The 12,670-nt window shown below is 70.8% G+C and carries 14 protein-coding genes and 1 pseudogene; 4 read left to right on the top strand and 11 right to left on the bottom strand.

Annotated features, from left to right (window positions below; all coding sequences use genetic code 11):
* Window positions 1-135 precede the first annotated feature (135 nt).
* From ACFVYK_RS11950 to ACFVYK_RS11915, 8 genes are all read right to left on the bottom strand, one after another.
* Window positions 136-468: a metal-sulfur cluster assembly factor gene (locus tag ACFVYK_RS11950; RefSeq protein WP_389771891.1), complete on the bottom strand. Its 333-nt coding sequence runs from the start codon at window positions 466-468 to the stop codon at window positions 136-138.
* Window positions 465-932 (bottom strand): Fe-S cluster assembly sulfur transfer protein SufU, encoded by a 468-nt coding sequence (sufU, locus tag ACFVYK_RS11945; protein ID WP_389771888.1) that lies wholly within the window; start codon window positions 930-932, stop codon window positions 465-467. Before sufU ends, ACFVYK_RS11950 begins: the two co-directional genes overlap by 4 nt.
* Window positions 933-951: 19 nt before the next feature.
* Complete coding sequence (locus tag ACFVYK_RS11940) at window positions 952-2,208, bottom strand: cysteine desulfurase (protein ID WP_389771885.1); 1,257 nt, start codon at window positions 2,206-2,208, stop codon at window positions 952-954.
* Window positions 2,205-2,969: a Fe-S cluster assembly ATPase SufC gene (gene sufC / locus ACFVYK_RS11935; RefSeq protein ID WP_389771883.1), complete on the bottom strand. Its 765-nt coding sequence runs from the start codon at window positions 2,967-2,969 to the stop codon at window positions 2,205-2,207. The genes ACFVYK_RS11940 and sufC overlap by 4 nt, the downstream gene beginning before the upstream one ends.
* A gap of 7 nt (window positions 2,970-2,976) precedes the next feature.
* Window positions 2,977-3,309, bottom strand: a complete 333-nt coding sequence (locus ACFVYK_RS11930) for a non-heme iron oxygenase ferredoxin subunit (protein WP_351365226.1) — start codon at window positions 3,307-3,309, stop codon at window positions 2,977-2,979.
* Window positions 3,309-4,490 carry a Fe-S cluster assembly protein SufD gene (sufD, locus tag ACFVYK_RS11925; RefSeq protein WP_389771880.1) on the bottom strand — a complete coding sequence of 394 codons (1,182 nt, stop codon included), beginning with the start codon at window positions 4,488-4,490 and terminating at the stop codon, window positions 3,309-3,311. Before sufD ends, ACFVYK_RS11930 begins: the two co-directional genes overlap by 1 nt.
* Window positions 4,491-4,563: 73 nt before the next feature.
* Window positions 4,564-5,985 carry a Fe-S cluster assembly protein SufB gene (gene sufB / locus ACFVYK_RS11920; protein WP_389771877.1) on the bottom strand — a complete coding sequence of 474 codons (1,422 nt, stop codon included), beginning with the start codon at window positions 5,983-5,985 and terminating at the stop codon, window positions 4,564-4,566.
* Window positions 5,982-6,725 carry a helix-turn-helix transcriptional regulator gene (locus ACFVYK_RS11915; RefSeq protein ID WP_389771875.1) on the bottom strand — a complete coding sequence of 248 codons (744 nt, stop codon included), beginning with the start codon at window positions 6,723-6,725 and terminating at the stop codon, window positions 5,982-5,984. Before ACFVYK_RS11915 ends, sufB begins: the two co-directional genes overlap by 4 nt.
* Window positions 6,726-6,908: 183 nt before the next feature.
* On the opposite strand from ACFVYK_RS11915, the gene ACFVYK_RS11910 reads away from it, so the two are divergent.
* The 4 genes from ACFVYK_RS11910 (at window position 6,909) to ACFVYK_RS11895 (ending at window position 10,550) form a co-directional block, all read left to right on the top strand.
* A complete protein-coding gene (locus ACFVYK_RS11910) occupies window positions 6,909-7,709 on the top strand; it encodes an aminoglycoside N(3)-acetyltransferase (protein WP_389771873.1) in 801 nt (266 codons plus the stop codon).
* A gap of 85 nt (window positions 7,710-7,794) precedes the next feature.
* Window positions 7,795-8,718 (top strand): ABC transporter ATP-binding protein, encoded by a 924-nt coding sequence (locus tag ACFVYK_RS11905; protein ID WP_389771870.1) that lies wholly within the window; start codon window positions 7,795-7,797, stop codon window positions 8,716-8,718.
* Between the two features lie 50 nt (window positions 8,719-8,768).
* Window positions 8,769-9,485 (top strand): ABC transporter permease, encoded by a 717-nt coding sequence (locus tag ACFVYK_RS11900; RefSeq protein WP_389772092.1) that lies wholly within the window; start codon window positions 8,769-8,771, stop codon window positions 9,483-9,485.
* Window positions 9,486-9,557: 72 nt separating this feature from the next.
* Window positions 9,558-10,550, top strand: coding sequence for a heme A synthase (locus tag ACFVYK_RS11895; protein ID WP_389772089.1), 993 nt, complete (start codon window positions 9,558-9,560; stop codon window positions 10,548-10,550).
* 31 nt (window positions 10,551-10,581) lie between these two features.
* Here the strand turns inward: ACFVYK_RS11895 and ACFVYK_RS11890 are convergent.
* From ACFVYK_RS11890 to ACFVYK_RS11880, 3 genes and pseudogenes are all read right to left on the bottom strand, one after another.
* Window positions 10,582-10,956 (bottom strand): annotated as a pseudogene (locus tag ACFVYK_RS11890) (aminoglycoside adenylyltransferase domain-containing protein); the annotation flags it as partial.
* Window positions 10,957-10,977: 21 nt separating this feature from the next.
* Entirely contained in the window at window positions 10,978-12,099 is a 1,122-nt protein-coding gene (locus tag ACFVYK_RS11885; RefSeq protein WP_389771868.1) for an amidohydrolase family protein, read from the bottom strand.
* Window positions 12,100-12,192: 93 nt separating this feature from the next.
* Window positions 12,193-12,549 (bottom strand): hypothetical protein, encoded by a 357-nt coding sequence (locus ACFVYK_RS11880; protein WP_389771865.1) that lies wholly within the window; start codon window positions 12,547-12,549, stop codon window positions 12,193-12,195.
* Window positions 12,550-12,670: the final 121 nt, after the last annotated feature.

Raw genomic sequence — 12,670 nt, 5'->3', positions numbered from 1 at the left:
CCACCACGCGCCTGTCTTACTTTGCCCGCCCGGTGCCGGCTGCCGGGTGCCCCCCGCACCCCCCTCCGTGGTGGGCCCCCCCAACGGGCGGGGCCCACACCTGTCAGGTCCTCGGATTCTCGGGTCCCTGCGACCTCAGACGTTGAAGCCGAGCGCGCGCAGCTGATCGCGGCCGTCGTCCGTGATCTTGTCCGGGCCCCACGGCGGCATCCAGACCCAGTTGATGCGCAGCTCGTTGACCAGACCGTCCGTGGCGGACTTGGCCTGGTCCTCGATGACGTCCGTCAGCGGACAGGCCGCCGACGTCAGGGTCATGTCGATCGTCGCGATGTTCGCGTCGTCGATGTGGATGCCGTAGATCAGGCCGAGGTTGACCACGTCGATGCCCAGCTCGGGGTCGACGACGTCGTACAGCGCCTCGCGGACTTCCTCCTCCGAGGCCGGCTTCATCTCAACGGTCTCGCTCATGCGGTCTTCCTTTCGGCGTCGGCCCCGTCCAGAGCCTGGGCCGTCGCGTCCTTCCACGCCATCCAGCTGAGGAGGGCGCACTTGACCCGGGCCGGGTACTTGGAGACGCCGGCGAACGCGACCGCGTCCTCCAGCACCTCCTCCATCGCGTCGTCGGGCTCGATCCGGCCCTTGGACTGCATCAGCTCCAGGAAGGTCTCCTGGATCCTCCGCGCGTCGGCCAGGTCCTTGCCGACCAGCAGGTCGTTCAGGACGGAGGCGCTGGCCTGGCTGATGGAACAGCCCTGGCCCTCGTAACTGACGTCCTCGATCGTCGTGCCGTCGTACTTGACCCGCAGGGTGATCTCGTCGCCGCACGTCGGGTTGACGTGGTGCACCTCGGCGTCGCCATCGCGCAGACCGCGCCCGTGCGGGTGCTTGTAGTGGTCCAGGATGACTTCCTGGTACATCGAGTCCAGCTTCATGCGCTCGCTCGCCAACCCCTCAGCCGAAGAAGTTCCGTACGTGCTCCAGACCGTCGACCAGAGCGTCGATCTCGGCCGGCGTGGAGTACAGATAGAACGACGCTCGCGTGGTCGCGGGAATTCCGTAGCGCAGGCAGACGGGCCGCGCGCAGTGGTGGCCCACCCGGACCGCGATGCCCTGCTCGTCCAGCACCTGGCCCACGTCGTGCGGGTGGATGTCACCGAGCGTGAAGGAGATCGCCGCGCCCCGGTCCTCGGCCGTCGTGGGGCCGATGATCCGCAGGTCGGGGACCTCGCCGAACCTCTTCACCGCGTACTCGGTGAGCGCGTGCTCATGGGCGAGGATCTTGTCCATGCCGATCGCGGACAGGTAGTCGATCGCCGCGCCCAGGCCCACGGCCTGGGCGATCGGCGGGGTGCCCGCCTCGAACTTGTGCGGGGCCGGAGCGTAGGTCGAGGAGTGCATCGACACGGTCTCGATCATCTCGCCGCCGCCCAGGAACGGCGGGAGGTCCTCCAGCAGCTCCTGGCGGCCCCACAGGACGCCGATGCCGGTCGGGCCGCACATCTTGTGGCCGGTGAAGGCCACGAAGTCGGCCTGCAGGGCCTGCACGTCCAGCGGCATGTGCGGCGCGGCCTGCGAGGCGTCGATGCACACCAGTGCGCCGACCTCCTGCGCGCGGCGCACTATCGCCTCGACCGGGTTCAGGGTGCCGAGGATGTTCGACACCAGCACGAAGGAGACGATCTTCGTCTTCTCCGTGATGATCTCGTCGATGTTCGACAGGTCCAGCCGGCCGTCGTCGGTGAGGCCGAACCACTTCAGCTTCGCGCCCGTGCGCTGCGCCAGCAGCTGCCACGGCACGATGTTGGAGTGGTGCTCCATCTCCGTGATGACGATCTCGGTCTCGGAGTCCACGCGGTAGGGCTCGTCGGCCCAGCCCAGCATGTTGGCCACGAGGTTGAGCGACTCCGAGGCGTTCTTGGTGAAGATCACCTCGTCGCGGCTGGGCGCGTTGACGAACGCGGCGACCTTGTCGCGCGCGCCCTCGTACAGCGCCGTGGCCTCCTCGGCGAGCACATGCACACCGCGGTGGACGTTGGCGTTGTAGCGCTCGTAGTACTCGTTGAGGGCGTCCAGCACCTGGCGCGGCTTCTGCGACGTCGCCGCGTTGTCCAGGTACACGAGCTTCTTACCGTCGTGGACCTGACGGTCCAGGATGGGGAAGTCCTTGCGGATCGCCTCGACGTCGAGGAGGCCCGGCAGCTGCGTCACGCGGATACGCCACCCTTCGTGTAGACCTCGTAACCCTCGTTCTCCAGCTTGTCGGCGAGCTCGGCGCCGCCGGACTCGACGATGCGGCCCGCGGAGAACACGTGGACGAAGTCGGGCTTGATGTAGCGCAGGATGCGCGTGTAGTGCGTGATCAGCAGGGTGCCGACCTCGCCCGTCTCGCGGACGCGGTTGACGCCCTCGGAGACGATGCGCAGGGCGTCGACGTCGAGGCCGGAGTCGGTCTCGTCGAGGATCGCGACCTTCGGCCGCAGCAGCTCCAGCTGGAGGATCTCGTGGCGCTTCTTCTCGCCGCCGGAGAAGCCCTCGTTGACGTTGCGCTCGGCGAAGGAGGTGTCCATGTGGAGGCGCTCCATGGCCTCCTTGACCTCCTTCACCCAGGTGCGCAGCTTGGGGGCCTCGCCGCGGATGGCGGTGGCGGAGGTGCGCAGGAAGTTCGACACGGAGACGCCGGGGACCTCGACCGGGTACTGCATCGCGAGGAACAGGCCGGCGCGGGCGCGCTCGTCGACGGACATCTCCAGGACGTCCTCGCCGTCGAGGGTGACGGTGCCCCCGGTGATCGTGTACTTCGGGTGACCCGCGAGCGAGTAGGCGAGCGTCGACTTGCCGGAGCCGTTGGGGCCCATGATGGCGTGCGTCTCGCCCTGCTTCACGGTGAGGTCGACGCCCTTGAGGATCTCCTTCGTGGCGTTGTCGGCCTCGACGGTGACGTGCAGGTCTCGGATTTCAAGCGTTGCCATGGGTGCCTCAGGACTCCTGGGAAAGGGAGACGAGCACGTCGTCCCCTTCGATCTTTACGGGGTATACGGGGACGGGGCGCGTCGCGGGAAGGCCGGACGGCTTGCCGGTGCGCAGGTCGAACGAGGAGCCGTGCAGCCAGCACTCGATCTGGCAGTCCTCCACCTCGCCCTCCGAGAGCGAGACGTTCGCGTGCGAGCAGATGTCGTTGACGGCGAACACCTCCCCTGCGGTGCGGACGACCGAGACCGGCGTGCCGTCGAGTTCCACCCGCTTCGGGGTGTCCTCCTCCAGCTCGCTCAGCGCGCACGCCCGGACGAATCGAGCACGGTCGTCGGCCATCAGACGGTGGCCTTCAGCTCGGTCTCGATCCGGGCGAGGAGACGCTCCTCGATGTCGTCGACGCCGATCTGCTGGACCAGCTCGGCGAAGAAGCCGCGGACCACCAGGCGACGGGCCTCGTCGGCCGGGATGCCGCGGGCCATCAGGTAGAAGAGCTGCTCGTCGTCGAAGCGGCCGGTGGCCGAGGCGTGGCCGGCGCCGACGATCTCGCCGGTCTCGATCTCCAGGTTCGGCACCGAGTCGACCCGCGCGCCGTCGGTGAGGACGAGGTTGCGGTTCATCTCGTAGGTGTCCGTGCCCTCGGCCGTGGCCTCGATGAGCACGTCGCCGATCCACACGGCGTGCGCGCCCTCGCCCTGGAGGGCGCCCTTGTAGACGACGTTGGACTTGCAGTGCGGGACGTTGTGGTCGACCAGGAGGCGGTGCTCCTGGTGCTGACCGGCGTCCGTGAAGTACAGGCCGAACAGCTCGGCCTCGGCGCCGGGGCCGGCGTAGGCGACGCGCGGGTGCAGACGGACGAGGTCCCCGCCGAAGGTCACGACGACCGACTTGAAGGTCGCGTCGCGGCCGACGAGGGCGTTGTGCTGGGCCACGTGCACGGCCTTGTCGTCCCAGTCCTGGACGGAGACGACGGTCAGCTTCGCGCCGTCCCCGAGGACGTAGTCGACGTTGGAGGCGATCACGGCGTCACCGGTGTGGTCGATGACGACGACGGCCTCGGCGAAGGCGCCCAGCTCGATGACCTGGTGGCCGTAGGAGACCCCGCCCTCGCCGTGCACCGCGATGCGGATCGGCTCGGTGAGCACCGTCTCCTTGGGGACGGTGACCACGCCGGCCTTCTCGAAGGCGGAGTACGCCTGGGCGGCGACCCGGTCCACGGGGGTGCCCGCCTTCCCGAGGCGCGGGTCGTCGCGGTCCACGAGTTCGACGGTGACGCCCTCGGGCGCCTCGACGGCGACCTTGACGCCCTCGCCGGTCGCGACGGCGGTGCCGTCGTGCAGCCCGCGCAGCCGCTCCAGCGGCGTGAACCGCCACTCCTCCTCGCGACCGTGCGGGACCGGGAAGTCCTTCACGTCGAAGGAGGCGGGCGCGCTCATGCGCGTGGCGACGGTCGACTCGGCGGCCACCGCGATCTGGCCGGCGGTGGTGGACCCCACCGGGATATTCGTAGCCTCAGCCATGGCTGTCGGTCTGCTCTCTTCCTACGTCAGAAAATTGCTGCGCTGCTGTCGGGGGGCGGGTCGGGGGCGGGCCCTAACCGACCGCGCCCTCCATCTGCAGCTCGATCAGCCGGTTGAGTTCCAGCGCGTACTCCATCGGCAGTTCCTTCGCGATGGGCTCGACGAAGCCGCGCACGATCATCGCCATCGCCTCGAACTCGGTCATGCCCCGGCTCATCAGGTAGAAGAGCTGGTCGTCGCTGACCTTGGAGACGGTCGCCTCGTGGCCCATGGACACGTCGTCCTCGCGGACGTCCACGTAGGGGTACGTGTCGGAGCGGGAGATGGTGTCGACGAGGAGCGCGTCGCACAGCACGTTGGACTTCGAGCCGTGCGCGCCCTCGCCGATCTCGACGAGACCGCGGTAGGAGGTACGGCCGCCGCCACGCGCCACGGACTTCGACACGATGTTGGACGACGTGTTCGGCGCCATGTGGACCATCTTGGAGCCGGCGTCCTGGTGCTGGCCCTCGCCCGCGAAGGCGATGGAGAGGGTCTCGCCCTTGGCGTGCTCGCCCATCAGGTAGACGGCCGGGTACTTCATCGTCACCTTGGAGCCGATGTTGCCGTCGATCCACTCCATGGTCGCGCCCTCGTACGCCACGGCGCGCTTGGTGACCAGGTTGTAGACGTTGTTCGACCAGTTCTGGATGGTCGTGTAACGGCAGCGGGCGTTCTTCTTGACGATGATCTCGACCACGGCGCTGTGCAGCGAGTCCGACTTGTAGATCGGGGCCGTACAACCCTCGACGTAGTGCACGTAGGCGCCCTCGTCGACGATGATCAGGGTCCGCTCGAACTGGCCCATGTTCTCCGTGTTGATGCGGAAGTAGGCCTGGAGCGGGATCTCGACGTGCACGCCCTTCGGCACGTAGATGAAGGAGCCACCGGACCACACCGCGGTGTTCAGCGACGCGAACTTGTTGTCGCCGACCGGGATGACCGTGCCGAAGTACTCCTTGAAGAGCTCCGGGTGCTGCTTCAGCGCGGTGTCGGTGTCGAGGAAGATGACGCCCTGCTCCTCCAGGTCCTCGCGGATCTGGTGGTAGACGACCTCGGACTCGTACTGGGCCGCGACGCCGGCCACGAGGCGCTGCTTCTCCGCCTCGGGGATGCCGAGCTTGTCGTACGTGTTCTTGATGTCCTCGGGCAGGTCCTCCCAGGACTCCGCCTGCTTCTCGGTGGAGCGCACGAAGTACTTGATGTTGTCGAAGTCGATGCCCGACAGATCCGAGCCCCAGTTCGGCATGGGCTTCTTCTCGAAGAGCCTGAGGCCCTTGAGGCGGAGCTTCGTCATCCACTCCGGCTCCGACTTCTTCTCGGAGATGTCCCGGACGACGTCGTCGTTGATGCCGCGCTTCGCAGAGGCGCCGGCCGTGTCGGAGTCGGCCCAGCCGTATTCGTACTTACCCAGGCCCTCGAGTTCGGGGTGGGCAGTCTCCGTGGGGAGCGTCATGCGGGGTTCCTCCCGGCCGTGCTTGCGGATGCGTTGTGGGTGGCTGTGGAAACTCTGGGGATGAACGTCGTGCAGACGCCGTCGCCGTGGGCGATGGTCGCCAGCCGCTGGACGTGCGTTCCGAGCAGCTGCGAGAAGAACTCGGTCTCCGCCTCGCAGAGCTGCGGGAACTTCTCCGCGACATGGGCGACGGGGCAGTGGTGCTGGCACAGCTGCTCGCCGACCGGTGCGCTGCGCGCCGTAGCAGCGTACCCGTCCGCGCTCAGGGCCCTGGCGAGGGCTTCGGTGCGCTCCTCGGGGGCGGCGGCCTCGACGGCCTCGCGGTACGCGGCGGCCTGCTCGGCGATCCTGGCGCGCGCGAAGGCGACGACCGCCTCGTCCCCGCCGAACCGCTCCTGGATGAAGCGCAGGGCGTCCGCGGCGAGCTTGTCGTAGGACTGGTCGAAGGCGTCGCGGCCGCAGTCGGTGAGGGCGAAGACCTTGGCGGGGCGCCCGCGCGTGCGGGCTCCGTACACCCGCTGCTCGCGGGCCTCCACGACGTCGTCGGCCACCAGGGCGTCGAGGTGGCGGCGTACGGCGGCCGAGGTGAGCCCCAGCCGTCCGGCCAGCTCGGTGACGGTCGACGGCCCGTGGTCCAGGATGGATCGCGCGACCCGGTTGCGGGTGGACCGCTCCCCGGTCGCGAGCTCCTCCTGGGGGGACCCCGTGGGGATCTCCCGAACCTCGCCGACGTTTTTCACAACGCCATTGTTGCGTAATTCCTCAGAGGCAGGCAAGCGGCGTCCACGCCCGGGCGCGGTGCCCTGTGTCACTTAGGCGAACCTAACGTGACCTGCGGGAACGTTCTCCGGCCGGTCGGACGAGGGTGGACGAGCGGGAAACCCACTGGTCCCCGACGGGCCCTTGCAGGAGACTGCCGGACCATGCCCATACCCCCTCCCACCGGCCCACTCGTCACCCGCGCCACCCTCGCCGCCGACCTTCGGGCGCTGGGTGTCGAACCCGGGGAGATCCTCCTCGTGCACTCCTCGCTCAGTTCCCTCGGCTGGGTGTGCGCAGGCGCCGTCGCGGTCGTTCGGGGACTGCTCGACGCGGTCGGACCGGACGGCACGATCGTGGTCCCCACCCAGTCCGGCGACCTGTCCGACCCGGCCCTGTGGAGCAATCCGCCGGTTCCCGCGCAGTGGTGGGAGCGGATCCGGGCGGCCATGCCCGCCTATGACCCGCTCATCACCCCCGCCCTCGGCGTGGGCGTCGTCCCTGAGACGCTCCGCACCTGGCCCGGCGCCCTGCGCAGCGCCCATCCGCAGACCTCGTTCGCGGCTCTCGGGGCGCGGGCGGCAGAGCTGGTCGCGGGCCATGCCCCAGACTGCCGGCTCGGCGAGAACAGCCCGCTGGCCCGGCTGGAGAAGGCGGGCGCACGGGCCCTGCTCCTCGGCACCGGCTACGCCACCTGCACCAGCTTCCACCTGGCCGAGTACCGGATCCCGGCCCCACTCGTCGAGGTCGGCCGACCGGGACCGGACGGAACCTGGGAGGTCGTCACCGAGGTGTCCATCGACTCCCACCGCTTCGACGAACTCGGCCACGACTTCGAACGCGACCGGGGCGTCGTACGGGGCAGGGTCGGCGCGGCCGACGCGCGGCTGTTCCCGGTCGCGGAAGCCGTGGCCTACGCCCAGCGGTGGCTGCCCCTGCACCGGTCCCGCGAGGACGAGATCTGAACCCGCCGGTCCCGCGATCCGTCACGGGTGACCGGTTCCCGTACCCCCCGGTCCGGTCCCCCGCCGGCGAACCTAGACTCTGGTCATGCGAAGCGAGCCTGTCGTCCGGGTCCAGGCCCTGGTGAAGCGGTACGGGGCGAAGACCGCGGTGAACGGCCTCGACCTGACGGCCGGGGCGGGCGTCACCGCCGTCCTCGGACCCAACGGCGCCGGCAAGACGACCACGATCGAGATCTGCGAGGGGTACCGCAGACCGGACTCCGGCACGGTCCGCGTCCTCGGGCTCGACCCGGTCGGACAGGCCGCCCAGCTGCGCCCCCGGATCGGCGTGATGCTGCAGTCGGGCGGTGTGTACTCCGGCGCGCGGGCCGACGAGATGCTGCGGCACGTGGCCCGGCTGCACGCGCACCCGCTGGACGTCGACGCCCTCGTCGAGCGCCTCGGTCTGGGCTCCTGCGGCCGCACGGCCTACCGCCGGCTCTCCGGCGGCCAGCAGCAGCGCCTCGCGCTCGCGATGGCCGTCGTGGGCCGGCCGGAACTGGTGTTCCTGGACGAGCCGACGGCCGGCCTCGACCCACAGGCCCGCCGCGCCGCCTGGGATCTCGTGCGGGACCTGCGCACGGACGGCGTGTCGGTCATCCTGACCACCCACTACATGGACGAGGCCGAGCAGCTCGCCGACGACGTCGCGATCATCGACGGGGGCGAGGTCATCGCCCAGGGCTCGCCCGAGCAGCTGTGCCGCGGCGGCGCCGAGAACACCCTGCGCTTCACCGGCCGCCCCGGACTCGACGTCGGCTCGCTGCTCAAGGCCCTGCCCGCCGACAGCTCCGCCGCCGAGCTGACCCCCGGCTCCTACCGGGTCATGGGCAAGGTCGACCCGCAGCTGCTCGCCACGGTCACCTCGTGGTGCGCGCAGCACGGGGTGATGCCGGACCGGATCTCGGTGGAACGGCACACGCTGGAGGACGTCTTCCTGGAGCTGACCGGCAAGGAGCTGCGCTCGTGACCGCCAACGGCACCTACACGCCGAACCCCGGGGCCGCCCCCCTTCCCCGCATGATCGGGGCCCAGGCCGCGCTGGAGACCAGGATGCTCCTGCGCAACGGCGAGCAGCTGCTGCTCACCGTCGTGATCCCGACCCTGCTGCTGCTCCTGTTCAGCGGGGTGGACATCGTCGACACGGGCGCGGGCGAGGCGGTGGACTTCCTCGCCCCCGGCATCCTCGCGCTCGCCGTGATGTCCACGGCCTTCACCGGGCAGGCCATCGCCACCGGCTTCGAACGGCGCTACGGCGTGCTGAAGCGCCTGGCCTGCTCGCCTCTGCCGCGCTGGGGCCTGATGACGGCGAAGACGCTGTCGGTCCTGGTCACGGAGATCCTTCAGGTGATCCTGCTGACGGCGATCGCGTTCGCCCTCGGCTGGGACCCGCACGGCGACCCGGCGGCCGTCCTGCTGCTGCTGGTCCTCGGCACCGCCGCCTTCTCCGGCCTCGGTCTGCTGATGGCCGGCACCCTGAAGGCGGAGGCGACGCTGGCCGCCGCCAACCTGGTCTTCCTGCTGCTGCTGGTGGGCGGCGGGGTGATCGTGCCGCTCGACAAGTTCCCGCCCGCCGCTCAGGACGTCCTCGGCCTGCTGCCCATCACGGCCCTCTCCGACGGCCTGCGGGACGTGCTCCAGCACGGCGCCGGCACGCCCTGGGGCGACCTGGCGGTCCTCGCGGTCTGGGCGGTCGTCGGGCTCGCGGCGGCCGGCCGGTTCTTCCGCTGGGAGTGAGGCGGCCCGTCGCGGAGGCACCCTCGTGAAAGCGTGCACAAGCGGCCCGCTTACGATGGAGGCGTGCTGAACGTGACCCCCGCCGACGCCGTAGCCGCCGTGCGCAACCCCCTCGCCTTCATCGCCGCGCGCTGGACGCCGACCCCCCGGACGGTTCGGCGGGCGGCCCTGTTCGCGCTCGTGATGTCGGTGGTCATCGTGGTCACCGGCGGCGCGGTCCGGCTCACCGGCTCCGGCCTGGGCTGCCCGACCTGGCCCAAGTGCACCGACGACTCGCTGACCGCGACCGGCGCCATGGGCTTCCACGGCGCCATCGAGTTCGGCAACCGCATGCTGACGTACGTGCTCTGCGCGGCCGTCGGCTGGGCGATCATCGCCGCCCGCTCCCAGAAGCCGTACCGCCGGAGCCTGACCCGGCTGGGCTGGGCGCAGTTCTGGCTGGTGATGAGCAACGCGGTGCTCGGCGGGATCGTGGTGCTCGTCGGCCTCAACCCGTACACGGTCGCGGCGCACTTCCTGGCCGCATCGGCGTTGCTCGCGGTCGCCGCGGTGATGTGGCAGCGCGCCAAGGAGGGCGACGGGGAGCCGCGCCCGCTGGTCGGCAGGCCCGTGCGGCAGCTGGTGTGGTTCCTGGTCGCCGCCTCCACGCTGCTGATCGCCGTCGGCACGGTGGTGACCGGCGCGGGCCCGCACGCCGGTGACTCCAGCGAGGTCGAGCGGATGCCGCTGGACTGGGAGACGGTCGCCAAGCTGCACGCCGTGCTCGCCTGGATCGTGGTGACGCTGACCTTCGCCCTGTGGTTCATCCTCAAGGCGGTGGACGCGCCGAAGAACCCGCTGGACCGTACCCGGGACCTGTTCCTGGTGCTGCTCGGGCAGGGCGTCATCGGCTACGTCCAGTACTTCACGGACCTCCCCGAAGCCCTCGTCGGCCTGCACATGCTCGGCTCCTGCCTGGTGTGGATCGCGGTGCTGCGTGTGCTGCTCGCCCTGCGCGAGCGCTCCGAGACCGTGATCGACCTGCCGGGCCCCGCGGCGGAGGCGACGGTCGGCTCACGCGCGTGAGTCACCCGCGCGTGGGCCACGCGCGTGTACGTCACGTGTACGAGGCGACCAGCCCGTCGATCGCGGGTCCCAGGTAGTACCGGGTCGACTCGGCACGGCGGGCGGGCGGGCCCCCGCCGGCCGTCCCGCTCCCCGCCGCCTCGTACCGGCGTCGGGCGATGTCCACCACGACCTCCTTCGGCGCCCCCGGCGCGGGCAGTTCGTCGAGTGCCTGTCGCTTGGAGATCAGACGGCCGTCCCGCACGGTCACCGTCGCCCGGGCGAAGGTCAGCAGCCCCAGGTCGATCCACACGTCCTGGCTCCACAGGTGGGCCTTGTCGACGGCGGGCCGCCAGAAGTCCCGCTGGTCGCGAACGACGAAGTCGCGGAGTTCCCGGTCCGGCACGGGCGGGAGTAACGCGCGGGGACGTCCGTAGGGGACATGCGCTCAGTCTCGCCCTGCTCCGCCCAGCCGGTACACCCGGCGCGCGTTGCCCGCGGCGATCAGCCCCGCCACCCGTTGCGCGTCCCCCGGCGACCACGCGCCCTCAGCGACCCAGGCCCCCAGCACCCGGGCCAGGGCCTCGCGGAACAGCATCGCGCCGACCACGTGCAGCTCGGGCAGCCCCTGGGCCCCGCTGGAGAAGAGGATCTTGCCGAAGGGGGCCAGTTCGAGGATCTCCCCGAGGATCGTCGCGGCGCGGGCGCCGGTCCGCACGAGCGCGGCGCCGGAGTCGGCGTACACGTGCGGGAAGACCCCGGCGAGGTGGGCGGCCTGACGGTGGTAGGGGTAGCCGTGCAGCAGGACGAGGTCGGTGCCCAGACCCGCGGTCGCCCGGACGAAATCGGTCAGCAGGGCGGGGTCGGTGCGGTCGATGCGTGCTCCGGGCGCCCCGAGTCCCGCGTGCAGCTGCAGGGGCAGCCCGGAGGCGACGGCGATCCACAGCAGGTGCCGCAGCAGCACCGGGTCGCTCAGCTCGCCGCCGACCCCGCGCGCGGCCAGCCAGCGGCCGGCCGCGCCCCGCACCTCCCCCGGGCCGGGCGGCTCGGGCGCGAGGGTCAGTCCGTGCCGCAGTCCCGCCACGGAGGTGAAGGCCACGGCGGTCGCGGCCGCCGCGTGGACCGCCTCGGCGAGGTTGGCGAGGAAGGACTCGACGGTGCCGGAGGTGTCGGCGACCTGTTCGGCGAGGAGCTCCAGCCGCACGATCTCGCGGGCCTCGGCCGCTCCCGCGCCGGCCAGCTCGCCGGGCCCGGTGAGATCACCGGGCAGACCGGTGTCGACCAGGTAGGTGGTGATGCCGCTGCCCCGCAGCAGCCGGCGGCCCGCCTCCAGCACGCCGAGCTCGCGGCGGCGTGCGAGATACCGGGCGGGCGTGGCGTGCGGTTCCAGGCCGAGGAGCGGGGGGCACCAGCGGCGTACCGCGAACCCGGTCTGCGTGTCGAAGAGCGTCGTGCCCGGCGCGGGCGGCCCCTCGGTGCGGGCCAGCTGGGCCTCGAAGGTGCCGAGGCCCAGCTCCGTTCTCAGGACGCCATGGCAGTACTGGTCCACCAAGGACGGCGTTTCGAGCATCCGGACTCCCGGGAGATGGACCGCGTTCGCTTCCACGGGTCCTAACGGGTGAACCGGGCGTCAGGTGTTGCGTGATGTCGCCCGAGAAGGCGATCAGCCGTTCTTCGGTCCGCCGACCTGGATCCCCGCCATCCGCGTCCACTCGTACGGACCCGTGCGCACCTTCGCCGCGAACTCGCCGTCGAAGGACTCGTGGACGGTGACTCCGGCCTTGCGCACGGCCTCCTCGGCCACGGCGACGGAGGGGGCCACCAGGTCGCCCCAGCCGCCGTCCTCGCCGACGAGCACGATGCGGGCGCCGCGCTCGCCGAGGTACGCGATCTGGCTCTCGGCCCCGCCGTGCGCCTGGGAGAACGCGCCGATCCGCTTGGCGAGCCGCGTCGCGGTGCGCTCGTCCTTGGCGGCCCGCTTGGCGTCCGCCGCCTCGTCAACCTGCTTGGTGTCTGCCATGGCCAGGATGCTACCGACGGGTAGGCGCAACGGCGACGGCCGGGGGGGGGGGGCGTGAGCAAGCACCCCCCCCCGCGGGGCGGACGGAAGGCTGTGTGGTATAAAAAAAATAAGCAGCCCA

Source organism: Streptomyces sp. NPDC058291 (genome assembly GCF_042880855.1).
GTDB lineage: Bacteria > Actinomycetota > Actinomycetes > Streptomycetales > Streptomycetaceae > Streptomyces.
Note: the sequence above shows the minus strand (reverse complement) of the source record. Positions and strands in the feature narration are given on the sequence as shown.

What these genes read in the sequence shown, in the direction of transcription:
- ACFVYK_RS11950 (WP_389771891.1), bottom strand. Translation starts at nt 468, where the DNA reads ATGAGCGAGACCGTTGAGATGAAGCCGGCCTCGGAGGAGGAAGTCCGC.
- sufU (WP_389771888.1), bottom strand. Translation starts at nt 932, where the DNA reads ATGAAGCTGGACTCGATGTACCAGGAAGTCATCCTGGACCACTACAAG.
- sufC (WP_389771883.1), bottom strand. Translation starts at nt 2,969, where the DNA reads ATGGCAACGCTTGAAATCCGAGACCTGCACGTCACCGTCGAGGCCGAC.
- ACFVYK_RS11930 (WP_351365226.1), bottom strand. Translation starts at nt 3,309, where the DNA reads ATGGCCGACGACCGTGCTCGATTCGTCCGGGCGTGCGCGCTGAGCGAG.
- sufD (WP_389771880.1), bottom strand. Translation starts at nt 4,490, where the DNA reads ATGGCTGAGGCTACGAATATCCCGGTGGGGTCCACCACCGCCGGCCAG.
- sufB (WP_389771877.1), bottom strand. Translation starts at nt 5,985, where the DNA reads ATGACGCTCCCCACGGAGACTGCCCACCCCGAACTCGAGGGCCTGGGT.
- ACFVYK_RS11910 (WP_389771873.1), top strand. Translation starts at nt 6,909, where the DNA reads ATGCCCATACCCCCTCCCACCGGCCCACTCGTCACCCGCGCCACCCTC.
- ACFVYK_RS11905 (WP_389771870.1), top strand. Translation starts at nt 7,795, where the DNA reads ATGCGAAGCGAGCCTGTCGTCCGGGTCCAGGCCCTGGTGAAGCGGTAC.
- ACFVYK_RS11900 (WP_389772092.1), top strand. Translation starts at nt 8,769, where the DNA reads ATGATCGGGGCCCAGGCCGCGCTGGAGACCAGGATGCTCCTGCGCAAC.
- ACFVYK_RS11885 (WP_389771868.1), bottom strand. Translation starts at nt 12,099, where the DNA reads ATGCTCGAAACGCCGTCCTTGGTGGACCAGTACTGCCATGGCGTCCTG.
- ACFVYK_RS11880 (WP_389771865.1), bottom strand. Translation starts at nt 12,549, where the DNA reads ATGGCAGACACCAAGCAGGTTGACGAGGCGGCGGACGCCAAGCGGGCC.